Annotated in this window: 19 protein-coding genes; 11 read left to right on the forward strand and 8 right to left on the reverse strand. The window is 69.3% G+C overall.

The features are described from left to right. Positions 1-61: 61 nt before the first annotated feature. Positions 62-760: a CBS domain-containing protein gene (locus DTS01S_RS24780; RefSeq protein ID WP_017406743.1), complete on the forward strand. Its 699-nt coding sequence runs from the start codon at positions 62-64 to the stop codon at positions 758-760. A gap of 76 nt (positions 761-836) precedes the next feature. On the opposite strand, the gene ispH is transcribed toward DTS01S_RS24780, so the two are convergent. Beyond that, complete coding sequence (gene ispH / locus DTS01S_RS24785; protein ID WP_016454293.1) at positions 837-1,835, reverse strand: 4-hydroxy-3-methylbut-2-enyl diphosphate reductase; 999 nt, start codon at positions 1,833-1,835, stop codon at positions 837-839. Position 1,836: 1 nt separating this feature from the next. Further along, positions 1,837-2,307, reverse strand: coding sequence for an FKBP-type peptidyl-prolyl cis-trans isomerase (locus tag DTS01S_RS24790; RefSeq protein WP_016450099.1), 471 nt, complete (start codon positions 2,305-2,307; stop codon positions 1,837-1,839). 97 nt (positions 2,308-2,404) lie between these two features. On the opposite strand from DTS01S_RS24790, the gene radC reads away from it, so the two are divergent. After that, positions 2,405-3,085 carry a RadC family protein gene (radC, locus tag DTS01S_RS24795; RefSeq protein ID WP_061289366.1) on the forward strand — a complete coding sequence of 227 codons (681 nt, stop codon included), beginning with the start codon at positions 2,405-2,407 and terminating at the stop codon, positions 3,083-3,085. A gap of 62 nt (positions 3,086-3,147) precedes the next feature. Further along, positions 3,148-3,807 carry a Smr/MutS family protein gene (locus DTS01S_RS24800; RefSeq protein WP_012203828.1) on the forward strand — a complete coding sequence of 220 codons (660 nt, stop codon included), beginning with the start codon at positions 3,148-3,150 and terminating at the stop codon, positions 3,805-3,807. 30 nt (positions 3,808-3,837) lie between these two features. On the opposite strand, the gene DTS01S_RS24805 is transcribed toward DTS01S_RS24800, so the two are convergent. Then, positions 3,838-5,121, reverse strand: coding sequence for an MFS transporter (locus DTS01S_RS24805; protein ID WP_034367777.1), 1,284 nt, complete (start codon positions 5,119-5,121; stop codon positions 3,838-3,840). A 35-nt stretch (positions 5,122-5,156) separates the two neighbouring features. Beyond that, positions 5,157-5,630 (reverse strand): MarR family winged helix-turn-helix transcriptional regulator, encoded by a 474-nt coding sequence (locus tag DTS01S_RS24810; RefSeq protein ID WP_061289369.1) that lies wholly within the window; start codon positions 5,628-5,630, stop codon positions 5,157-5,159. A 105-nt stretch (positions 5,631-5,735) separates the two neighbouring features. On the opposite strand from DTS01S_RS24810, the gene DTS01S_RS24815 reads away from it, so the two are divergent. Further along, the gene (locus DTS01S_RS24815) at positions 5,736-6,344 is read left to right on the forward strand and encodes a PaaI family thioesterase (RefSeq protein WP_016450103.1); all 609 of its coding nucleotides are present in this window, start codon (positions 5,736-5,738) and stop codon (positions 6,342-6,344) included. Between the two features lie 72 nt (positions 6,345-6,416). Here DTS01S_RS24815 and DTS01S_RS24820 read toward each other — a convergent pair whose 3' ends face one another. Beyond that, positions 6,417-8,495 (reverse strand): bifunctional 2',3'-cyclic-nucleotide 2'-phosphodiesterase/3'-nucleotidase, encoded by a 2,079-nt coding sequence (locus tag DTS01S_RS24820; RefSeq protein WP_061289373.1) that lies wholly within the window; start codon positions 8,493-8,495, stop codon positions 6,417-6,419. A gap of 733 nt (positions 8,496-9,228) precedes the next feature. On the opposite strand from DTS01S_RS24820, the gene DTS01S_RS24825 reads away from it, so the two are divergent. Then, positions 9,229-9,627 carry a hypothetical protein gene (locus tag DTS01S_RS24825; RefSeq protein ID WP_061289376.1) on the forward strand — a complete coding sequence of 133 codons (399 nt, stop codon included), beginning with the start codon at positions 9,229-9,231 and terminating at the stop codon, positions 9,625-9,627. A gap of 64 nt (positions 9,628-9,691) precedes the next feature. Next, positions 9,692-10,582, forward strand: a complete 891-nt coding sequence (locus DTS01S_RS24830) for a LysR substrate-binding domain-containing protein (RefSeq protein ID WP_016450106.1) — start codon at positions 9,692-9,694, stop codon at positions 10,580-10,582. A 358-nt stretch (positions 10,583-10,940) separates the two neighbouring features. Here DTS01S_RS24830 and DTS01S_RS24835 read toward each other — a convergent pair whose 3' ends face one another. Then, the gene (locus DTS01S_RS24835) at positions 10,941-12,329 is read right to left on the reverse strand and encodes a hypothetical protein (RefSeq protein WP_061289379.1); all 1,389 of its coding nucleotides are present in this window, start codon (positions 12,327-12,329) and stop codon (positions 10,941-10,943) included. 145 nt (positions 12,330-12,474) lie between these two features. Between DTS01S_RS24835 and DTS01S_RS24840 the strand changes: the two genes are divergently transcribed. Continuing rightward, positions 12,475-13,404 (forward strand): LysR family transcriptional regulator, encoded by a 930-nt coding sequence (locus DTS01S_RS24840; protein WP_012203818.1) that lies wholly within the window; start codon positions 12,475-12,477, stop codon positions 13,402-13,404. 3 nt (positions 13,405-13,407) lie between these two features. Next, positions 13,408-14,337: a tripartite tricarboxylate transporter substrate binding protein gene (locus DTS01S_RS24845; protein WP_061289381.1), complete on the forward strand. Its 930-nt coding sequence runs from the start codon at positions 13,408-13,410 to the stop codon at positions 14,335-14,337. 64 nt (positions 14,338-14,401) lie between these two features. On the opposite strand, the gene DTS01S_RS24850 is transcribed toward DTS01S_RS24845, so the two are convergent. Beyond that, on the reverse strand, positions 14,402-15,265 hold the full coding sequence (locus DTS01S_RS24850; RefSeq protein ID WP_012203816.1) for a DMT family transporter: 864 nt from the start codon (positions 15,263-15,265) through the stop codon (positions 14,402-14,404). A 123-nt stretch (positions 15,266-15,388) separates the two neighbouring features. Between DTS01S_RS24850 and DTS01S_RS24855 the strand changes: the two genes are divergently transcribed. Next, entirely contained in the window at positions 15,389-16,768 is a 1,380-nt protein-coding gene (locus tag DTS01S_RS24855) for an aminotransferase-like domain-containing protein (RefSeq protein ID WP_017407538.1), read from the forward strand. Here DTS01S_RS24855 and DTS01S_RS24860 read toward each other — a convergent pair. Further along, complete coding sequence (locus DTS01S_RS24860) at positions 16,765-17,352, reverse strand: TetR/AcrR family transcriptional regulator (RefSeq protein ID WP_017407539.1); 588 nt, start codon at positions 17,350-17,352, stop codon at positions 16,765-16,767. The genes DTS01S_RS24855 and DTS01S_RS24860 overlap by 4 nt on opposite strands. A 95-nt stretch (positions 17,353-17,447) precedes the next feature. On the opposite strand from DTS01S_RS24860, the gene DTS01S_RS24865 reads away from it, so the two are divergent. Next, complete coding sequence (locus DTS01S_RS24865) at positions 17,448-18,644, forward strand: MFS transporter (RefSeq protein ID WP_061289384.1); 1,197 nt, start codon at positions 17,448-17,450, stop codon at positions 18,642-18,644. Between the two features lie 171 nt (positions 18,645-18,815). Next, positions 18,816-21,326, forward strand: a complete 2,511-nt coding sequence (locus DTS01S_RS24870) for a TonB-dependent siderophore receptor (protein ID WP_026062806.1) — start codon at positions 18,816-18,818, stop codon at positions 21,324-21,326. The last annotated feature ends 61 nt before the right edge of the window (positions 21,327-21,387 follow it).

A 21,387-nucleotide genomic window follows, 5' to 3' on the forward strand; every position in this document is an offset into this window, starting at 1 on the left:
CGCGCCGGCGCCGATACTTCCAATATGCCGCCCACAGCGGTTTGCGCACCCGGGAGCACCCATGTTTTTTGTCTTCGGTCCCAACGGACAGATGTTTCGCGGTCCCGCCGAGCGGCTGGGCCAGGTGGCGCCCGTGCGCCGCGTACAACGCCCGCAGGCCCTGCGCACGCGCTCGGCCGATGTGATGGCCGACGATGCAGCCGCCTCGTTCCCCGCCATCCTGGCCGACCTCGCGGGCCAGCCTGCCGGCGCGCCGGAGCCCGCCCCGCGCAGCCGTGGCGCGGTCGATGCCTACCTTTCCACGGAAAAAGGCCCCAGCCAGCCACGCCAGCCCCTGCAGACCGTGGCCGACGTGATGAGCCACGAGGCCGTGACGGTGTCGCCCGAGGCCGGTGTCAACGACGCCTGGCGCGTGCTGGCCGAGCACGGCGTGGCCCAGGCGCCCGTGCTGGATGCCGGTGGCCGCGTGGTCGGGCTGCTGCTGCGTGCCGACATGGCGCCGCTGGACCTGCTGCCCGAGCCCGGTGCGATCAAGGACGCCATTGCCCTGGCGCGCCGGCCCGTGAACGAGGTCATGATCTCCCCCATACCCACGGTGGCCACCACCACCGACCTGCGCCGCGTGGCCGGCGTGCTGCTGGAGACCGGCCTGCCGGGCCTGCCCGTGACCGATGAGCAGGGCCTGCTGGCCGGCTTCATCAGCCGCACCGACATCCTGCGCGCCGTGGCCTCCGATCCGCCGCTGGATCTGTGGAGCTGAGGCTTTCGGCCCCACCATGCAAAACGGGCGCCAGGCGCCCGTTTGCTTTTTGGCCAATGCCCGCTGCGCCTGCGGCTCAGCCGCCCGTCTCGGGCTGCTTGCCCACGGAGATCTCCAGCCCCGTGGCCGCGTCGATCTTCAGGCCCTTGGGCAGCGGGAACTTCACGGTTTCTTCGATGCCATCCATCTTGCGCACCGACAGCGCGCCCAGCTGGCGCAGGCGCTGGATGACCTCGTCCACCAGCACCTCGGGGGCGGAGGCGCCGGCCGTCAGGCCCACGCGCCCGGCATTGGCAAACCATTCCTCGCACAGCTCGCCCGCGTTGTCCACCATGTAGGCGGGCGTTCCCAGGCGCGCGGCCAGCTCGCGCAGGCGGTTGCTGTTGGAACTGGTGGGACTGCCCACGACGATGAGCACATCCACCTGCGGCGCCAGCACCTTGACGGCGTCCTGGCGGTTTTGCGTGGCGTAGCAGATGTCCTGCTGCTTGGGCTCGCGCACCTGCGGAAAGCGCGCGCGGATGGCCGCCGTGATGCCTGCGGCGTCGTCCACCGACAGCGTGGTCTGCGTGACCACGGCCAGCTTCTCAGTCTGGCGGGGGGTGACACGGGCCACATCGGCCTCGTCCTCGACCAGGTGGATGCCCTCGGACAGCTGGCCCATGGTGCCCTCGACCTCGGGATGCCCCTTGTGGCCGATCATCAGGAACTCGTAGCCTTCCTTGGCCAGCTTGGCCACTTCCACATGCACCTTGGTCACCAGCGGGCAGGTGGCGTCGAAGATGGAGAAACCGCGCCGCCGCGCCTCTTCCTGCACTGCCCGGCTCACGCCGTGGGCGCTGAACACCAGGGTGGCGCCGGGCGGCACGTCGTCCAGCTCCTCGATGAAGATCGCTCCCTTGGCCTTGAGATCGTTGACCACGAAGGTGTTGTGCACGATCTCGTGGCGCACGTAGATGGGCGCGCCGAACTTGGCCAGCGCACGCTCCACGATCTCGATGGCGCGGTCCACGCCGGCACAGAAGCCCCGGGGCTCGGCCAGCAGGATTTCCTGGGGCGAGGTCGTATCCGGCACCTCAGAGCACCCCGATGATCTGCACTTCGAAGGTCACCGGCTGGCCGGCCAGCGGGTGGTTGAAGTCGAACAGCACGGCGCCGTCCTCGCGCACCTGCACCACGGCGCCCGCGTAGCTGCCCAGGCCGTCGGGCGTGGGGAACTGCACCACGTCGCCGGGCGCGTACTGCTCGTGCGGGTCGCCCAGCTCGTTCATCAGCTTGCGCGCCACCCACTGCATCATGTCGCCGTTGCGCTCGCCGAAGGCTTCGCCGGCCGGCATCTCGAACGTGGTGCGCGTGCCTTCGGCCAGGCCCAGCAGGCGCTGCTCGACGGCGGGCGACAGCTCGCCCGCGCCCAGGGACAGCGTGGCGGGCTTGTCGTTGAAGGTGTTGATCACATCGCCTGCAGGCCCGGACAGGCGGTAGTGCAGCGTGAGGAACGAGCCGGCCTGGACCGTGGGGTGGGCCGGGGAAGAAGCGCTAGAGGTCATGGAAGTCCCGATAAACTGGCCCGTATTGTAGAAAAACATCCATGTCCCCACGCCCCGTGCAACGGTGCCCCTGCGGCGCCCCTCACCTGGCTGAACCATGGCTCTCAAAGACCTGCCCGCCCAGGCCCAGCCGCGCGAAAGGCTCGCGGCACACGGCCCCTCGGCGCTTTCCGACATCGAACTGCTGGCCATCGTGCTGCGCACCGGCATGGCCGGCAAGGGCGTGCTGCAGCTGGCCCAGGAACTGCTGCAGCTGCCCGGCCGGCCCGGCCTGTCCGGGCTGCTGCAGGCCCGGCATGCCGACCTGAAGGCCATCAAGGGGCTGGGGCCTTCCAAGAGCGCACAACTCCTGGCCGTGCTCGAACTGGCGCGCCGCGCCACGGCCGAGCAACTGCGCGAGCGCCCTGCCCTGGCCTCGCCCGAGGCCGTGGCGCGCTACCTGCAGCTGCACCTGGCGGCACGCCAGCACGAGGTGTTCGCCGTGCTGTTCCTGGACAGCCAGCACCGGCTGATCGCGCTGGAGGAGATGTTCCGCGGCACGCTCACGCGCACCAGCGTCTACCCCCGGGAAGTGGTGCTGCGCGCCCTGCACCACCACGCGGGTGCCGTCATCCTGGCCCACAACCACCCCAGCGGCCATGTCCAGGCCAGCGCTGCGGACAGGGCCGTCACGCAGAGCCTGCAGGCTGCCCTGGGCCTGATGGACATCCAGGTGCTGGACCATGTGATCGTCGCGCCGGGCGCCGCGCTGTCCATGGCGGGCCAGGGGATGCTGTAGGACCCCGGCTGGGCCCGCCATGGCCGCCGGGGTGCTGAAATTGCGGTACAACCGGCGTCACCATGACTTTGAAAGCCACCAGCCTGCAGGACCTCGCGCCAGTGCGCCGCGCACTGGCCGAAGCCGCCGCCCAAGAGGCCCTGCTCCAGCAGCAGCGCGCCGAGGCGGCGCGCCGCCTCCTGGCCGAGCAAAAGCTGTTCGAAAACACCGTGGGCCCGGTGCATGCGCTCAAGTCCGCGCACGCCCGCCACCTCCATGCCCCCGAGCCCCCCGAGCCGCTGCCCCTGCAGCTGGAGCTGGACGAGCAGCGCGTGCTGCAGGAGGCCATGAGCGACGAGTTCGACGTCAGCACCCTGCTGGACACCGACGACCAGCTCAGCTTCCGGCGCCCCGGCATCGGCCTGGACGTGACGCACAAGCTGCGCGCCGGGCAGTGGAGCATCCAGCGCCAGCTGGACCTGCACGGCCTGCGCGTGGACGAGGCGCGCGAGGCGCTGGGTCAGTTCATCCGCCTGTCGCACCGCACCGGCATACGCTGCGTGCGCGTGGTGCACGGCAAGGGCCTGGGCTCGCCGGGCAAGACCCCCGTGCTCAAGGGCCGCGTGCTGCGCTGGCTGGTGCAGAAAAAGGAAGTGCTGGCCTTTGTGCAGGCCCGCCCGGCCGAAGGTGGCGCGGGCGCCCTGGTCGTCCTGCTGCAGCCGGGCAGGCGCCAGCTGTACTGAGGGCGTGGATGGCGTGAGCGGTGATGGGGCTCAGGCCGCGGCCACCGCCGCCGCCTTGCGCGCCCGCCCTATCACCAGCGCCATCACCGCCGCCACCAGGCAGGCCAGGCCGGCCGCATACAGCGCGGGCGTATAGGTCAGCAGCAAAGTGCGCGTCAGGCCTGCGCCCCAGGCAGCGGCGGCCGCGCCCAGCTGGTGGGCCGCGAAGATCCAGCCGAACACCAGCCCCACCTTCTGCGGCCCGAAATGCTGGGCCGTGAGCTTGACCGTGGGCGGCACCGTGGCGATCCAGTCCAGCCCGTAGAACATGGCGAACAGGCCCAGGCCGTAGAAGGTGAACTCCGAATGCGGCAGCCAGAACAGCGACAGGCCGCGCAGCCCGTAGTACCAGAACAGCAGCTTGCGGTTGTCGTAGCGGTCCGACAGCCAGCCCGACAGCACGGTGCCCACGAAGTCGAAGGCCCCCATCATGGCCAGCACCGACGCGGCGGGCACCGCGCCCATGCCGTTGTCGCCGCACAGCGAGATGAAGTGCGTCTGCACCAGGCCGTTGGTGGACAGGCCGCAGATGAAGAAGGTGCCCGCCAGCAGCCAGAAGGTGCGGTTGCGCGCGGCCTCGGCCAGCACCTTGAAGGGCGTGCCGAAGTTCATGGCCATGGCCGGCGGCGGCGGGGCCGAGGCATCGCCGCCAAAGGGCACCAGGCCCAGGTCCGAAGGCCGGTCCCTCACGAACAGCAGGGCCAGCACGGCAATCAAGGCGCTGGCCACGAACACCGGCACCGTGGCCGAGCGCCAGCCCCAGTGCTCGATCATCCAGGCGGCCAGCGGCAGGAAGGCCAGCTGCCCCGTGGCCGCACTGGCCGTGAGCACGCCGATGACCAGGCCCCGCCGCGCCGCAAACCAGCGGTTGGCCACCACGGCGCCCAGCACCAGCGCCGTCAGGCCCGTGCCCATGCCCAGCAGCAGGCTCCACAGCAAAAACAGATGCCACAGCTGCGTGGCCTGCGTCACCATCGCCATGGCGCCGCCCACCAGGGCCAGGCCCATGCACATCACGGCACGCAGGCCGAAGCGCTCCATCATCACCGCCGCAAACGGCCCCAGCAAGCCGAACAGCGCAAAGCGCAGCGCCAGGCTGCTCGATATCTGCTCCGTACTCCAGCCGAACTCGCGCGACAGCGGCTGCAGCATGGCGCCCGGCAGGCCCAGCGCCGCCGACATGGTCAGCATGGTGAGGAAAGTGATGGCCGCGACCAGCCAGCCGTAGTGGATGCCGCGCCGCTGCAGCCAGCGCGCCGTGGAGTTGGAGAGCATGGGAGTCTCTTCGGGGGTTGGGAATTCGGTAGGGCCTATGCCTGCGGGCCGTCTGCAGCGTGGCCATCGCCATCGAGCAGCACCAGGCATTCGTCGATCAGCGCATGCAGGGCCGCCACGCGCTCAAGGCCCAGGCGGGCGTTGAGCTCGTTCTGTGCGGTCTTCCAGCTTTGCTTGGCCTCTTCGCGCTTGGCCTGGCCCGCGTCGGTGATGTGCACCAGGCGGCTGCGCTGGTCCTCGCCCTGGCCCATGCGCACCCAGCCGGCGTCGATCAGCGGCTTGAGGTTGCGCGTCAGCGTCGAGGCGTCCATGCGCATGCGCCGCGCCAGGTCCGAGGGCCGCACCGGACTGGCGGCCAGCACATGGCTGAGCAGCGAGTACTGGGTGATGCGCAGCCCCGTCTCGTTCAGATGGGCGTCGTACACCTGGCCCACGCTGCGCATGAGCTGGCGCACGCGGTGGTTGGTGCAGCCCTGGGGCACGGCGAGGATGTCTGGATTCACTGGCATGGCGCAGATTATTGCATATACAACTGTTGTAGATACAATAATATCCACGCCGCCATCCCAGACAGCCTGGCGCCCGCACTTTTCCCAATGAAAGAGAGACATTCCATGGACACCCGCACCCACTCCCCGGAGCAGGCCGCCCACAGCCTCACCTCCAGCGCCACCACCGGTGCCATCTCCCCTGCCCTGCAAGCCTGGCTGGACGAGGAACAGGCGGTCACCCTCCGGCTGGACGCCGGCCCCGGCGCAGGCGTGTCGCGCCCCGACCAGGTCGCAGGCCGCAGCGGGCTGGAGCTGATGCAGGCCATGCTGCGCGGCGAACTGCCCTACCCGCCCATTGCACGCACGCTGGACTTCATGCTGATTTCCGTGGGCGAAGGCAGCGCCGTCTTCCAGGGCCGCCCCGGCGCCAACCATCTCAACCCCATGGGCACGGTGCACGGCGGCTGGTTCGCCACCCTGCTGGACTCGGCGCTGGGCTGCGCCGTCCACACCTGCATGCCGCCGGGCCGGGGCTACACCACGGCCGAGCTGGGGGTGAACCTGGTCAAGGCCCTGACCCCGCGCGTGCCGCGCGTGCGCGCCGAAGGCCGCGTGCTGCACTGCGGCCGCCAGCTGGCCACGGCCGAGGCGCGCCTGGTCGGCCCCGATGGCACGCTCTACGCCCATGCCACGACCACCTGCCTGGTGTTCGAGATGCCGCCTGCGCGCTGAAGCCCGTTCGGCACAAGCAAAAAAGCCCCGTGCCAGATGCACGGGGCTTTTTTGTTGCTTGCCTGCCAGAACTTACTTCGACAGATCCAGGCGGTACTTGGACGTGCCCTTGCCCGAGCCGTCATCGGCCGCCACCAGCGAGATGTTGGCCAGGCCCGCCGCCTGCGCCACCGGCAGCGCGTTGGCGCCGGAGCTGAACACCACGTTGGCCGAGGTGGCCACCTTGGTGAAGCGCCAGCTCTTGGCCGCGCCATTGGCGGCGCGCGTGATGCTGCCCTTCTTGCGCACGTAGCCGATCACCACGTCGCGGTTGGCGTCCGGCGAGGCCCAGATGGCGCTGGAGCCGTCGAGCTTGGCGATGAAGCTCTTGCCGCTGGTGGCGCGGTAGTTGTTCGTGGCGATCACGAACTCCTGCGCCGGGTCGATGGCCTTGCCCAGGTACTGCAGGTTCCTGATGCGGCTGCCCACGGGCTGGGTCACGTCGATCTCGTACTGCACATCGGCCGTGGTGAACATGTCGAAGTTGTAGCCCGGGAAGGTGCTGATCAGCTGCTGCTCACCCGTCTTGGCCGGATCGATCTGGTTGAAGCGCTTGGCAGCGGCCTCCAGCCAGTCCTTGATGTCGGCGCCATTCACCTTCACCGCATACACGGTGTTGGGGTACAGGTACAGGTCGGCCGCGTTGTAGATGGCCAGCGGGCCCACGGCCACGTCGGTGTAGTCGGCGCCGCCCTGGAAGCCCGACTTGAACGGCGCGCTCACCGACAGCACGGGCAGCTGCGCGTACTGCGGCAGGCTGGCCTTCACATAGTCGGCCACATAGTCGCGCTGCGCCTGGTTGACGATCTGGATGGCGCCCGGGTCGCCCACATCGGCGAACAGCGTGCTCATGCGGAAATCCGTGCTGCCGATGGGCGTCTTCACGTACTGGATGGCGGCCTGGTGCTGGCTCTCGATCAGCGGCGCCACCGTCGGGTCCACGGCCACGTAGGTGGCCTTGCCTGCGGCATCCTTGCCGGTCTGGATATTGCGCAGCTCGCTCTTGCCCGCGCTCTTGTCCACGCTCCACTGCTTGCCGTCCCACTTGAGCGCCAGTTGGATCACGCCCAGCGCCTTGCCCCAGGAACTGGCCATCACCGACTGCACGCCGTTGATGGTGCCCGCCTTGTTGTCCACGCCCGCCTGCGTGAACGCCGGCGTGGCCGCCGTATCGGGGAACACGCCGTGCTGGTGGCCCATGACCATGGCGTCGATGCCGGCCACCTTGCTCAGGTGCAGGCCGGGGTTCTCCATCGTCGGCGAGTAGGCCGCGCCGTCCAGGCCGCCGTGCAGCATGGCCACCACCACGTCGGCGCCCTTGGCGCGCATCTCGGGCAGGTACTTCTGGGCGGACTCCACGGCACCTTCGGTGTAGAGCTTGCCCTCCAGATAGCGCTTGTCCCAGTTCATGATGCCCGGCGTGGTGAAGCCGATCACGCCGATCTTGATGGGCAGTTCCACCGCCTTGCCATCCTTGTCCTTGGCCGCGATCTTGCGCTCCAGAATCACGTAGGGCTGCACCAGCGGCTGCTTGGTCTTGCTGCTGTAGACATTCGACAGCGCCATGGGAAAGCCATTGCCCGCGCACTTGACCGACTTGTCCACGCCGTCCACGTCCAGGCCGCCGCCCAGCACCTGGTTCAGGAAGGGCAGGCCGTAGTTGAACTCATGGTTGCCCAGCGTGCCCGCATCGAAGCCCAGCGCGCCCATGGCCTTGTACATGGACAGCTGCTGCGTGCAGGGGATCTTGGCCACCTCGGCCTCGTAATCGGCCAGGGCCGTGCCCTGGATGGTGTCGCCGTTGTCCACCAGCAGCGTATTGGCAAACTCCTTGCGCGCCGCGCGCACCAGCGTGGCCGTGCGCTCGAAGCCGTAGGAGGCATCCTCGGCCAGCTTGAAATAGTCATAGCTGCGCACATTGAAGTGCAGATCCGTGGTCTCCAGCACGGCCAGCGTGGCCGTCGCGGGCTGGCTGGCCACCGGGGGCGTCGTGCTGTCGTTGCTGTCGCTGCCACCGCAGGCGGCCACCAGCGCGGCGCTGGCCAGGACGCTCAGCGCCAGGCGGCGGGACAGGAGCAGGGATTGCAATGTGGGGAGGTTGCTCAGCGGCATGTGGTTTTTGTGGGGGTGGTGAAGGGGGGGAGTTTGTTGGTGGGGGTTTACAGGGGTGTGACAGGTGAGGGGGGTCTTGGTCTGGTCTTGGTCTGGTGCTGTTTTTTGTCCCTGCCGGGGGGTTTCTTTTCGAGGCCGGGTCTCGGCCCGGCAGCCGACCTACTTTCCTTTGTTTCGCCACCGGTACGCCGGCCGAAGGAAAGTAGGCAAAGCAAAGGCGACCCGAATGTCCGCGACCCCTTCGCTTCGCTGCGGGGCAACCTGCGTCGGGCCACCTGCGGGGTTCGCTGCGGAACTCGCTGCGTTCACTGCGTGAACTCCGCTCAGACAACCGCAGCGAGTCAGATCACGAAGCAGTCCTGTCCTTCGGCAGGCTTGCAACCCCACAACCGCCACGACGCAGGCGCTGACATACGGGGAGCTTGCTCGGGCCTTCGCTGCGCTCGGCCTGGTTTCTTGATACGCAGCCGTTAAACTTGCGGCGAGCCGAAAGGCTTGGTGTGTCGTAACACCAAACACGTAGAGGTGCAGCCCCCACCTTAAAGGGGGCTTTGTCATGTCCAGATACCTGGGGCGGGTGCGTCAGCACGCATTCGCTTCGATCGGTTTTGGACGGGATGGGCCTACCCGCAAGGATGGCCGCACGTCTGCGTGCGTGTTACGAACATCCCGTCCACCCGTCGCCTGTCGTAGGGTAGCGAGTGGTTCTCTTGATTCACGCAGGAACCAAGATATGCACCCCCTCATCGCCGCTCAGGCGGCCCCTCCCCAACCACCTTTTCTTCCCACCTGGCGGCAGGCCATGCACGCCTCGCTGGGCCTGGTGCAGAGCACGCTGCAGCAGTTGATCGAACTGATGGTCGACGATCCCGACAGGGACGACAGCGAAGTCGATGTGGACTGCGCCGTGGAGCTGGCGCTGGAGCACATCAAGCGCATGAGTTTCCAGCAGCACGCGGACCGCCATGCCTTCGAGGTGGAGTGGATCAAGGCAACGGCGGCGCTGCGGCTGGCGCAGGGCGCTTTCGGGCGGCCTCAGTCACGCTTCGGCCTGCGGCTCAAGGACGCCATCCAGCAGCTGGAGATGCTGCCGGAGCTGGTGGAGTTCGTGGACCAGGACGACGGCGAGTGAACTGTGCGGCGCGCCCGTATCTCTGTGAGAAACTGGCCCGCCGAACACCCCCTTGCCTTCACCCATGGAACTGCGCCAGCTGCGCTACTTTGTCGATATCGCCAAGACCGAGCACCTGACGACATCGGCCAGGAACCTCTATGTCACGCAGTCCACGCTCTCGCATGGGCTGCGGCAGTTGGAGGAGGAGTTGGGCATGGCGCTGTTCGAGCGCATTGGCCGGGGGCTGAAGCTGTCGCAGGCCGGCGTGGTGTTCCGCAACTATGCGGAGCGTGCGCTGCATGAGGTGGAGGCCGGGCGCATGGCGCTGGCCGACCTCAGCGAGCTGCAGACCGGCACGCTGACCATCGGCGTGATTCCCACCTTCCTCAACACCCTGGTCGCCCCGGCCGTGGCGGCTTTCATGCGCGCCTATCCCAAGGTCAACGTGGTGGTGATCGAGCTGCTGGCCCCGCCCGTGGAGCAGGGATTGCTGGACGGCAGCCTGGACCTGGGCGTGAGCTTTCACCCGCCCCAGCGCGCCGAGCTGGACGCGCTGCCGCTGTTCGACGAACGCATGATGCTGCTGGTCAACCCATCGCATCCGCTGGCCGGGCGCCGCACGCTGTCCGTCAAGTCGCTGGCCGGCGTGCCCCTGGCCCTGCTGCCGCGCACGTTCTACACGCGCAGCCTGATCGAGGACGGGCTGCGCACCGCAGGCGTCACGCCCTTGCTGCGCGCGGAAATGGGATCGGTGGAATCGCTGATCGCGCTGTGCCGCTGGGGCGACATGGCCACCATCGTCCCCGAACGCGCCGCCCAGCAGGCCACGGACATGGTGGCCATCCACCTGGTCGCCCCCCAGCTCATCCGCACGGCAGGCCTGCTGTGGCGCCGAGGCGCCAGCTACAGTGCGGCCGCGCGCGAGTTCGCGGCGCAACTGGCCCCCGCCACAAGAACCAACATGCCCCGCTAAAAAAACACCAGGCCGAGCGAAGCAAAGGCCCGAGCAAACTCCCCGTATGTCAGCGCCTGCGTCGGGCCGCCTGCGGGGTTGCAGTCCTGCCGAAGGACAGGACTGCTTCGTCAACTGACTCGCCGCAGTTGTCTGAACGGAGCGCGCAGCGCGCAGTGAGTTCTGCGGCGAACCCCGCAGGCGGCCCGACGCAGGTTGCCCCGCAGCGCAGCGAAGGGGTCGCGGACATCCGGGTCGTCTTTCTTTTGCATCCTTTTCTTCGGCCGGCGTACCGGTGACGAATCAAAGAAAAGGAGGTCGGCTGCCGGGCCGAGACCCGGCCTCGAAAAAACACCACCCGGCAGGGTCAAAAACCCGCTCACTGCAAAGAAGGCCGCTGCCTCTCAGGCACCCGAGCCCCCAACGCAGCCGGCACATAAGCCGCATCAAAACTACACCCCACCCCAAACTTGGCCTCATTCCCTACACAAGCAGCAGCAATCCCCGCCGCAGTCGGCTTCACCCCCGCCTCCACCCACTGCATCAACGCAGTCATCAAGGTGGGATAGGTCGCATCGCTGATATAGCTGTGCGTCCCCTGCCGCGTAAAGGTCTGCACCAGCCGGTCCCCACTGCCGCCCTGCTGCATCACCGCACGAAACCGCGCATCCAGCTCCACGAAGGCCGTGGGGTCGCTGATCCACTTGGCCGAGAGGACCGGCACGCCAATCCTGCCCACGGGGTCGGTGTCATCGGCGAACTTGCGGTAGGCCGCAGGGTCGGCGCGGTAGCGCAGCACGCCGGCATTGAGTGCGGCATCGTCGGCCGAGCCGGCATAGACCGCACCCTCGTTGCCGAAGGGGCTGGCGCCGCCCGTGCGCTTGGCCGAGATGTCCTGGAAGTGCATGGTGCCCCAGTTCATGTGCGACTGGATGGCGCTTTCGGGGATCTTGATGACCTTGGTGATGGTGTCGATCTTCGCCTGCTGCGCGGCCGTGCGCTGGGCGGCGGGCTTGTCCAGCGCCAGGCATTCGTTCACGCGCAGGGCCACGTCGGCCTGGCGCATCTTGGCGTCTGCGGGCAGGCCCAGGTTGAGCGCGTACTGCGGCTCATTGGGGCGCGGGTGGTTGGCGCACAGGTACTGGTAGACCACGCGCAGGTCGGTGCGGAAGTCATAGGCATGGGTGCCGCCGCCCAGCACGCCGCTGGTGAGCAGCACGCCGTCGTAGGGGCGCTCGCCCACGGTCTGCTCGTTGAACATTTCCGCGCCCTTGGCGGCCACGCCCGCCCCCCAGGACTGGCCGTGCAGGATGGTGCGCTGCGGCTTGGCCACATGCTGGCGGAAGATGCCGCGCAGGCGCTCCGTGTCCTCTGCGGCGGCCCGCACTTCCACGCCGCCCTGGCGGTAGGTGGAGCCTGCCCAGGCGTAGCCTGCGCGCACCATGATGGACCAGCGCACCAGGTCTTCGGCCGCACGGGCGGCGGTGGGCGCGGCCAGGTCCGGGCCGCCGTGGGCGTGCAGCACCAGGGTGCCGTTCCACTGCGCGGGCTTGGCGATCAGGTAGTAGGCGCCCTTGGAGTCCTGCCCGGCCCAGCAGCTGACACCCGCAGGAATCTCGGCAGGGCAGGCCGTGCTCTTGGGCGCGGTCTCGATGGAGGTGACCGGCCCGTGCAGCACGGCCGAGCCGCCGCCGCAGCCGGCCAGGGCGAGCGCGGCCAGCAGCGAGGCGCTGGCGGGACGCAGGGGGAAATACGCGGATGCTTGCATGCCTTGTCTCCTGTCTTGGCTTCTTGTTGGAAGTCACCTGCCGCGCCGCGGCAAGCGGTCTCATCGGTGACTGGATGGGATTCTGTAGAGGCTTGTCCAATATTTCAAAGATTTTTAGGATATCGGCTGGATACTTTTCACATATATGGAACTGCGCCATCTCCGTTACTTCCTGGCCGTTGCCGATACCGGCCACATCACGCGCGCGGCCGAGCTGCTGGGCATGCAGCAGCCGCCGCTGTCGCAGCAGATCCGCGCGCTGGAGGAGGAGCTGGGCATTGCCCTGTTCCGGCGCCACCCCAAGGGCGTGGACCTGACCGACGCGGGCCTGGAGCTGCAGGGCGAGGCCACGCGGCTGCTGGCCGACTTCACCGCCATGCGCGACCGCATGCAGGCCTTTGCGCGCGGCGAGCGCGGGCGCATCCATGTGGGCTTCACCAGCTCGGCGGCGGCCCATGCCTTCACGCCCGAGGTGCTGCGCCTGTGCCGTGGCCGCCATCCCGACATTGCGCTGGATGTGAGCGAGAACAATGCCGCCGAGATCACCGAGGCCGTGCAGGCCGGGCGCATGCACTGCGGCTTTCTGCGCGTGCCGGTGGCCCGGCCCGAAGGCCTGGTGTTCGAGACGCTGCTGCAGGAGCCCGCGCTGCTGGCCATTCCCGTGGACCACCGGCTGGCGCGCGATGCATCGCGGCCCGTGGCGCTCAGGCAGCTCGATGGCGAGCGCCTGATCCTTGTGCGGCGCACGGGCGCGCCGGGGCTGTACGCGAACCTGCTGGCGCTGTGCGCCCGGCACAAGGTACAGGTGGAGGTGGCCGCCGAGGTGGAACGCATGATGACCAATGTGAACCTGGTGGCGGCGGGCGTGGGCCTGTCCATCGTGCCGGCCTCGGTGCGCGGCGCCCATCCCGAGGCCGTGGTCTACCGCGCCTTCGAGCCCGCCGTGCGGCTGAGCGCCCCGCTCACCCTGGTGCACCGCGAGGCCGGCACGGAAACCGGCGGCGCAGGACCCGCGGCCACCTTCATCGCCCTGGCGCGCGAGCTGGCGCAGCGCCACCAGGCGCCGGGCGGCTGAGGCATGCGGGCACCGCAAGGCACCGATACCGGCCGGCGCGCCCTGCTGGCGGCGGCTGCCTGCGCGCTGGCCTGGCCCGCCCAGGCATTGCCGGCCCGGCCCGCCTGGCCGGGCGCCAGCGTGCGGATCGTGGTGGCCTACCCCGCAGGCGGTGTCAGCGACATGGTGGCCCGCGCCCTGGCCGAGCAACTGGCGCAGCAATGGGGCACGGCCGTGATCGTGGACAACCGCCCCGGCGCCAGCGGCACCGTGGCGCTGGAGCTGCTGGCGCGCAGCGCGCCCGACGGCCGCACCCTGGTCTTTGCCGCCGCCACCGCCGTGGGCCTGGCCGCAGCCTCCGTGACGCCCGTGGCCGGCGCGATGCGCACGCCCATGCTGCTGGTGGGCACGCCGGCGCTGAAGGCCGCAGATTTCGAGGGCATGCTGGCCGAGGCGCGCGGCATGCCCGGCGGCATACGCTGGGCCACCACGGGCGAGGGCACGACGGGCCACGCCGTGCTGCAGCGCATAGAGCAGGCCACGCGCATTCCCATCGTGCATGTGCCCTACAAGGGCGGGGGCCAGCAGCTCAACGATGCGCTGGCCGGGCATTTCGAGCTGCTGTCCACCAATGTGGCGCCGCTGCAGCTGCAGGCGCTGCGCGCGGGCCGCCTCAAGGCCCTGGCCGTGGGCGCGCCGCAGCGGCTGGCAGCCCTGCCCGATGTGCCCACGCTGGCGCAGCTGGGCCATGCGCAGGCCAATCTGGATTCGCTGTTCGGCCTGTTCGCGCCGCCGCAGATGGCGCCAGCGCTGGCCCAGCGCATCAATGCCGCGGTGGCCCAGGCGCTGCGCGCGCCGGCCATCCGCAGCCGGCTGGAGGCGGCCAGCAACCAGCCGTTCGAGGGTTCGGCCGCAGAGTTCGCGCAGCAGGTGATGCGCGAGGCCGGGCGCTGACCGCCCTGCATCGCTCCCCCCGCACCACGCTCCCGCACCACGCCCTGCACCACGCCGGACGGGCTCAGCGCGCGTACTTCTTGGCCCCGGCCACGCAGACCACGGCGGCCATGGTGACCAGAACCATGCCCCAGCTCACCTGTTCATGCAGCAGCAGGGCCGCCAGGCCCAGGCCCATGAAGGGCTGCAGCAGCTGGATCTGGCCCACGGCCGCAATGCCGCCCTGGGCCAGGCCCCGGTACCAGAACACGAAGCCGATGAGCATGCTGAACAGCGAGACATAGGCCAGGCCCAGCCATGCGGGCCGGCCCACATCGGCCAGCGATGCCGGCATGCTGAGCAGGGCGGCGGGCAGCATGACGGGCAGGGCCAGCACCAGCGACCAGCTGATGACCTGCCAGCCGCCCAGCGTGCGCGACAGGCGCGCGCCCTCGGCATAGCCCAGGCCGCAGACGATGATGGCAGCCAGCATCAGCAGGTCGCCGCGCAGCGAGCCCCCGGCCCCGCCCACGGCCGCATAGCCGGCCACGAAGGCCGCGCCCGCCAGCGAGAACAGCCAGAACGCCGGGCGCGGGCGCTCGCCGCCGCGCAGCACCGCGAACACGGCCGTGGACAGGGGCAGCAGGCCCACGAAGACGATGGAATGCGCCGAGGTGACGTACTGCAGCGCCAGCGCGGTCAGCAGCGGAAAGCCCACCACGCCGCCCAGCGCACTCAGCGCCAGCGAAGGCATGTCGGCACGCGCGGGCCGGGGCTGGCGCAGCGCCAGCAGCATGGCCAGGGCCAGCAATGCCGCGATGCTGGCGCGCGCACAGGTCAGGAAGGTGGGGTCCAGGTCGGCGACCGCCACGCGGGTGGCCGGCAGCGATCCCGCAAAGATCGCCACGCCGATGAATCCGTTGATCCACCCGCTGCTTGTCTTGTCCATCAAAAAGCTCCTTGGTTTGCAGCAGGCAGTGGGCCATCGCACGGCCGGATCTTCCATAGACAGTCCAATACAATTCAAAAGAACTGTTATGCACACAAATCCACTACAGAAGAGAGAGCAGCCATGCGCAGCGGCACACGCATCCAGGCGGTGATGGAGGACATCCAGTCGCGCATTGCCGCGCGCACCTACCTGCCCGGCACGCGCCTGCCCTCGGTGCGCGCGCAGGCGCAGGCCATGCAGGTGTCGGTGTCCACGGTGGTGGAGGCCTATGAGCGGCTGGCGGCCGAGGGGGTGATCGCCTCGCGCCCGGGCTCGGGCTTTTATGTGGCGGGGCCGGTGGCGCCGCTGGCGCTGGGCGGTATCGGGCCGCGCGTGGACAGGGAGGTCGACCCCCTGTGGCTGGCCCGCCAGTCGCTGCAGGCAGATGCCCACGCGCTCAAGCCGGGCTGCGGCTGGCTGCCGCCTTCATGGCTGTACGAGGAAGGCGTGCGCCGCGCGCTGCGCTCCCTGGCGCGCTCGGGCACGCTGGAGCTGACGGAGTACGCAACGCCGCTGGGCCACCCGGCACTGCGCCGCCTGCTGGCGCGGCGCATGGCCGCCATGGGGCTGGAGACCTCGCCAGAGCAGATCCTGCTGACGGAGTCGGGCACGCACTCCATCGACCTGGTCTGCCGTTTCCTGCTGGAGCCCGGCGATACGGTGCTGATCGACGACCCCTGCTATTTCAATTTCCATGCGCTGCTCAAGGCGCACCGCGTGCAGGCCGTGAGCGTGCCCTACACGCCGCAGGGGCCCGACGTGGCCCGGTTCGCCGACGCGCTGCAGGCGCATTCGCCACGCCTGTACATCACCAATTCGGCCATCCACAACCCGACGGGCGCCACGCTGTCGCCACTGGTGGCGCACCGCATCCTGAAGCTGGCCGACAGCTCGGACCTGGTGATCGTGGAGGACGACATCTTCTGCGACCTGGAGACCCATGCGGCGCCCCGGCTGGCGGCCTTCGACGGCCTGTCGCGCGTGATCCAGATCGGCAGCTTCTCCAAGACGGTGTCGGCCTCGCTGCGCTGCGGCTTCATCGCGGCGCGGCCCGACTGGACGCAGGACCTGGCGGACCTGAAGATCGCCACCAACTTCGGCGGCGGGCGCATGGCCGCCGACATCGTGCTGCGCACGCTGACCGACAGCGGCTACCGCAGGCACATGGAGTCCGTGCGGCTGCGGCTGGCGCAGGAGATGGAACGCACGGCCGCGCGGCTGCAGGCCCTGGGCATGAAGCCCTGGCTGGTGCCGCAGGCCGGCATGTTCCTGTGGTGCCAGTTGCCCGGGGGCATGGATGCCACGGCGCTTGCGCGCACCTGCCTGGAGGATGGCGTGGTGCTGGCGCCCGGCAATGCCTTCAGCCAGTCGCAGAGCGCGGGCGACTTCCTGCGCTTCAATGTGGCGCAGTGCTCGGATGCGCGGATCTTCGAGGTGCTGGCGCGGGCGCTGACGGGCTAGGCCGTTTCAGCCTGCAGCAGGCCGCGCACCCGCGCCTGCACGTGTTCCAGGGACGGCGGCAGGTCGAACAGCACGCGGTAGACGATGGGCGCGGCCAGCGCGTCTATCAGGGTGTCCGCAGCGGGCATCGCCTCGCCACGCCGCGCTGCGCGCTCGCCGATGTGCGCCAGTTGCCCGCGCAGGATTTCCACGCAGGCGCAGGGCGTGTGCTCGTTGCCCGCTGCGGCGGCCATGTCGCGCAGCATGGTGCGGCCCAGCGGCGAGGCCGATTCCTCCAGGAACTGCTCGGCCCAGGCCAGCAGGTCGCCCTCCAGCGTGCCCGTGTCCAGCGGCGGCGCCGTGGGCCGGATGATTTCCACGGCCACATCGGCCAGCAGCTGCTGTATGTCGCCCCAGCGCCGGTAGAGGGTGGACGGCGTCACGCCCGCCTGGGCGGCGATGAGCGGAAAGCTCAATTCCTCGCGCGGCATGGTTTCCAGCAGGCCCTTGACGGTCTGGTAGACCGTGGCCTGGATGCGCGCGCTGCGTCCGCCGGGACGGGCGGGACCGCCTGTTTTGGAAAGGGATGGGACTTGCGTGCTCATGGTTATTAAAGCTAAAAATTTGCGTTAGCAGCGCACAAGCGCAGAATTCGCTAACGCAAAAACTTTGCATTAATTGTGCAGCAGGGCTCTTAACCATGTCGGTACTGCAACCATCCAACTCCACTCCCGCTGCCCGGCCCGGCCTCAGCCTGGCCGTCCTGGCCTTCGGCCTGGGCAGCTTCTTCGCGGCCTCCAGCGCGCCCACGCCGCTGTACCGGCTCTACCAGCAGGACTGGGGCTTTTCCTCGGGCATGCTGACCCTGGTCTTCGCGGTCTATGCGCTGAGCCTGCTGCTGGCCCTGCTCACCACGGGCGCGCTGTCGGACCACCTGGGCCGCAAGCCCGTGATCCTGGCGGCGCTGCTGCTGGAGATCGTCTCGCTGGCGGTGTTCGCCCGCGCGGGCGACGTGCAGGCCCTGGTGCTGGCGCGCGTGCTGCAGGGCTTTGCCACCGGCATGGCCAGTGCGGCCATGGGCGCGGCGCTGCTGGACCTGCACCGCGAGCGCGGCACGCTGGTGAGCACCATGGCGCCCATGGTCGGCATGGCGGCGGGCATTGTCGTGGCGGGCGAGTTCGCGCAGCTGTGGCGCCAGCAGCTGGGCCTGGTGTTCTGGCTCATGGCGCTGATCTTCGTGGCCGTGGCCGCCGCCATGGCCGTGCTGTCCGAGACGGGCGCGCGCCGCCCCGGCGCACTGGCCGCCATGCGCCCCCGCGTGCGTATTCCGGGCCAGGCCCGGGCCGACTTCATGCGCGTGCTGCCCATGAGCATCACGGTGTGGGCGCTGGGGGGCTTTTACCTGTCGCTGGGCCCGTCGATGATCCGCTCGGTCACGGGCTCGGAAATCGCCGCCAGCTTTGCCGTGTGCATCAACACGCTGAGCGCCGCCGCCGCCATCTGGACGCTGCGCAGCCGCGCGCCGCGCGCCATGCTGCAGTTCGGCGGCAGCGGCCTGCTGGCCGGGGTGGCCCTGTTGCTGGTCGGCGCCCATCTGCAAAGCCTGCCCCTGGTGCTGGGGGCATCAGTGGTGGCGGGCGCGGGCTTCGGCGTGGGCTTCCAGGGCGCGCTGCGCAGCGTGATCCCGCTGGCCGAGCCGCACGAGCGCGGCGCCCTGATCTCGGCCATCTACATCGCCAGCTACCTGGCGTTCAGCATGCCGGCCATCGCGGCGGGCATGGCCGCCGCGCGCTTCGGCCTGTTGCCGGTCACCTATGCCTACGGCCTGATGCTGATGCTGTTCGCTGGCCTGGCGCTGGCGGGAACGCGCCAGCCCAGGCCGGTGGTGGTGTCCTAATGCGTTGGCTGGAAAAATAAAACCATAGCAATCCAGCCTTACTCCACCTGGTGATCAGCGGGAAATAAGGGAGAAAATCTCAGCAGCAGCGCAAAAAAAGTCCAGCCGAACTTGCAGGATGGGCATGGCTTGTTCGGCATACGGGGAGTCACGCCACTTTTCCCAGCCACCATGCCACGCCCGCACTCCCGACAGCCCCAGCACGGCTGCCCCGCCGCCCCGGAGTGGCGTGCGTCCAGGGGCAGCGCCGTGCTGCTGGCAATCGCGCTGCTGCTGGCCGCTGCGGCGCCGGCACCCTCCCGGGCGGCGTCGTCAGCCCAGGCGGCGCAGCGCAGCTTTTCCGTTGCGGCCGGACCTCTCGCGCATGTGATCGCCCAGTACGCCAACCAGGCCGGTGTGGCGCTGTCGTTCGATGCGGCCCAACTGGGTCGGCGGCAGTCGCCGGGCCTGCAGGGCAGCTATGCCGTGGACGATGGTTTTGCGAGGCTGCTGCAGGGCACGGCGCTGCAGGCCGTGCGCGAGTCCGGCGGCGTCTATACGCTGCGGCCCCTGCCAGCGGCCGCCTCGGGCACGGGCGGCCAGATGCTGGGCACCGTCAACGTCCGGGCCACGGCGCCGGCAAGTGCAACGACCGAAACCTCGGACAGCTATGCCGCCAGCCTGGTCACGGGCTACAAGGGGCTTCAGTCGGTGCGCGACATCCCGCAGCCCGTGACCGTGCTCACGCGCCAGTGGCTGGACGAGCAGGCCCTGCCCGACCTGCATGCCGTGCTGCAGCACACGCCGGGCGTGACGGTGGAGTACATCGACAGCGAGCGCATCGCCTATTACTCGCGCGGCTACCAGATCGATTCGCTGCAGGTGGACGGGCTCAATGTGAACCAGGTGGCCTCGGCCTCCACCTTCATCCAGCCCGACATGGCCATGCTGGACCGCGTGGAGGTGCTGCGCGGCGCCACGGGCCTGCTGCGTGGCGCGGGCTCGCCCTCGGCCATGGTGAACATGGTGCGCAAGCGGCCCACGGCGCAATGGCAGGGCTCGGCCGCGCTGACGCTGGGTTCCTGGGACCGCCAGCGCATGGAGGCCGACCTGTCCGGCCCTCTGAACGCAGCCGGCACGCTGCGCGGCCGGCTGGTGGCGCTGGCGGACGACAAGGCATCGTTCCAGACCGCGCGCAAGGAAAAGCGCCTGGGCCTGTACGGCGTGCTGGAGGCGGACCTGGGGCCCCGCACCACGCTCACGGCCGGCCTGCAGCACACGGACCTGCAGGCCACGGGCTCCTGGGGCGGCCTGCCCGCCGCCGCCGACGGCAGCCAGCTCGGACTGCCGCGCAGCACCTACCTGGGCACGCCCTGGAATACCTGGGACCGCCACAACCAGCAGGCCTTTGCCGAGCTGGAGCACCGGATGGACAGCGGCTGGCAACTGAAGGCCCAGGCGGCGCACACGCGCTTTCGGTCGGACGGGTTCAAGCAGACCTCGTTTTCCAGGGCCAGCGACAGCAATCCCTACCTGTTCGACGTGAGCACCTCCATCTATGGCGGCGACGGCAGCACGCAGAACGCGCTGAGCCTGCTGGCCAGCGGCCCCTTCGAGGCCCTGGGCCGCAGGCACGAGCTGTCGCTGGGCGCCGACCTGCAGCGCATCCGCAGCACGGGCGCCACGGGCTACTGGGGCGTGAGCCCGCTGCGCAATGTGGACATCCGCGGCTGGAATCCGTACACCAGCTACCCCGAGCCCTTCTACAGCGAGGGCAACGGCAACGCCTATTCATCGCCCGTGTCCCACATCCACCAGTACGGCGGATTCGCGCGGGCCCGGCTGTCGCTGACCGACTCGCTCACCGCCATTGCCGGTGCGCGCCTGAGCTGGTGGAGCTATCTCGAACCCGGCAATGCCCAAAGCGGCTACAGCGTGCGCCGCGAGCTGACGCCCTATGCGGGCCTGGTGCATGCGCTGTCGGACACGCTCGACGCCTATGCCAGCTACAGCGAGATCTTCAGCCCCCAGGACAAGAAGGCCGCCGACGGCAGCATCCTGGCGCCCGCCCGGGGCGAGGACCTGGAGGCCGGGCTCAAGGGCAGTTTCATGGACGGCCGGCTGCAGGCCAGCGTGTCGTTGTTCCGCATCCAGCGCGTGGGCAGCGCCATGCAGGACACGGCATCGGCCATGCCATGCCTGCCGTACTACCCGACCAGCCACTGCTTCATGGCCGGCGGCAAGAGCCGCAGCCAGGGCTGGGAGCTGGAGCTGTCCGGCGAGCCCGCGCCAGGCTGGCAGGTGCTGGCCGGCTACACCTACACCCAGGCCAGGTACCTGCGCGACGCTTCCGAGGCCAACGTGGGCCAGCCGCTGCGGCCCGTGGACCCGCGCCATGCGCTGCGCCTGTTTGCCAGCCACCGCTTCAAGGGGCCCTTGCAGGGATGGACCGCAGGCGCCGGCGTGCGGCTGCAAAGCGATGCCTACGCCAGCGTGGGCGATGTCACCACCCGCCAGGGTGGCTACGCGCTTTTTGACGCGCTGCTGGCCTACCGCCTGGACGACACCTACTCGCTGCAGCTGAACGTGAGCAACCTGCTGGACAAGCGCTACTACGCCAAGTTCTCGCCCAACAGCACCTACTTCAACAACTACTACGGCGATCCGCGCAACGTGACGGTGTCGCTGCGCGCGCGCTTCTAGGGCCACGGCCGGCCCGCCCTCCTTTCCCGGCTTTTTCTTCACGGTTTTTCCAACCTTTGCA

The sequence above is a fragment of the Delftia tsuruhatensis NBRC 16741 genome, from assembly GCF_001571325.1.
Lineage (GTDB): Bacteria > Pseudomonadota > Gammaproteobacteria > Burkholderiales > Burkholderiaceae_C > Comamonas > Comamonas tsuruhatensis.

Bases quoted from the DNA above. Each gene is read 5' to 3' on its own strand.
- DTS01S_RS24780 (WP_017406743.1), top strand. From the start codon at position 62: ATGTTTTTTGTCTTCGGTCCCAACGGACAGATGTTTCGCGGTCCCGCC.
- DTS01S_RS24790 (WP_016450099.1), bottom strand. From the start codon at position 2,307: ATGACCTCTAGCGCTTCTTCCCCGGCCCACCCCACGGTCCAGGCCGGC.
- radC (WP_061289366.1), top strand. From the start codon at position 2,405: ATGGCTCTCAAAGACCTGCCCGCCCAGGCCCAGCCGCGCGAAAGGCTC.
- DTS01S_RS24800 (WP_012203828.1), top strand. From the start codon at position 3,148: ATGACTTTGAAAGCCACCAGCCTGCAGGACCTCGCGCCAGTGCGCCGC.
- DTS01S_RS24805 (WP_034367777.1), bottom strand. From the start codon at position 5,121: ATGCTCTCCAACTCCACGGCGCGCTGGCTGCAGCGGCGCGGCATCCAC.
- DTS01S_RS24810 (WP_061289369.1), bottom strand. From the start codon at position 5,630: ATGCCAGTGAATCCAGACATCCTCGCCGTGCCCCAGGGCTGCACCAAC.
- DTS01S_RS24815 (WP_016450103.1), top strand. From the start codon at position 5,736: ATGGACACCCGCACCCACTCCCCGGAGCAGGCCGCCCACAGCCTCACC.
- DTS01S_RS24820 (WP_061289373.1), bottom strand. From the start codon at position 8,495: ATGCCGCTGAGCAACCTCCCCACATTGCAATCCCTGCTCCTGTCCCGC.
- DTS01S_RS24825 (WP_061289376.1), top strand. From the start codon at position 9,229: ATGCACCCCCTCATCGCCGCTCAGGCGGCCCCTCCCCAACCACCTTTT.
- DTS01S_RS24830 (WP_016450106.1), top strand. From the start codon at position 9,692: ATGGAACTGCGCCAGCTGCGCTACTTTGTCGATATCGCCAAGACCGAG.
- DTS01S_RS24835 (WP_061289379.1), bottom strand. From the start codon at position 12,329: ATGCAAGCATCCGCGTATTTCCCCCTGCGTCCCGCCAGCGCCTCGCTG.
- DTS01S_RS24840 (WP_012203818.1), top strand. From the start codon at position 12,475: ATGGAACTGCGCCATCTCCGTTACTTCCTGGCCGTTGCCGATACCGGC.
- DTS01S_RS24845 (WP_061289381.1), top strand. From the start codon at position 13,408: ATGCGGGCACCGCAAGGCACCGATACCGGCCGGCGCGCCCTGCTGGCG.
- DTS01S_RS24850 (WP_012203816.1), bottom strand. From the start codon at position 15,265: ATGGACAAGACAAGCAGCGGGTGGATCAACGGATTCATCGGCGTGGCG.
- DTS01S_RS24855 (WP_017407538.1), top strand. From the start codon at position 15,389: ATGCGCAGCGGCACACGCATCCAGGCGGTGATGGAGGACATCCAGTCG.
- DTS01S_RS24860 (WP_017407539.1), bottom strand. From the start codon at position 17,352: ATGAGCACGCAAGTCCCATCCCTTTCCAAAACAGGCGGTCCCGCCCGT.
- DTS01S_RS24865 (WP_061289384.1), top strand. From the start codon at position 17,448: ATGTCGGTACTGCAACCATCCAACTCCACTCCCGCTGCCCGGCCCGGC.
- DTS01S_RS24870 (WP_026062806.1), top strand. From the start codon at position 18,816: ATGCCACGCCCGCACTCCCGACAGCCCCAGCACGGCTGCCCCGCCGCC.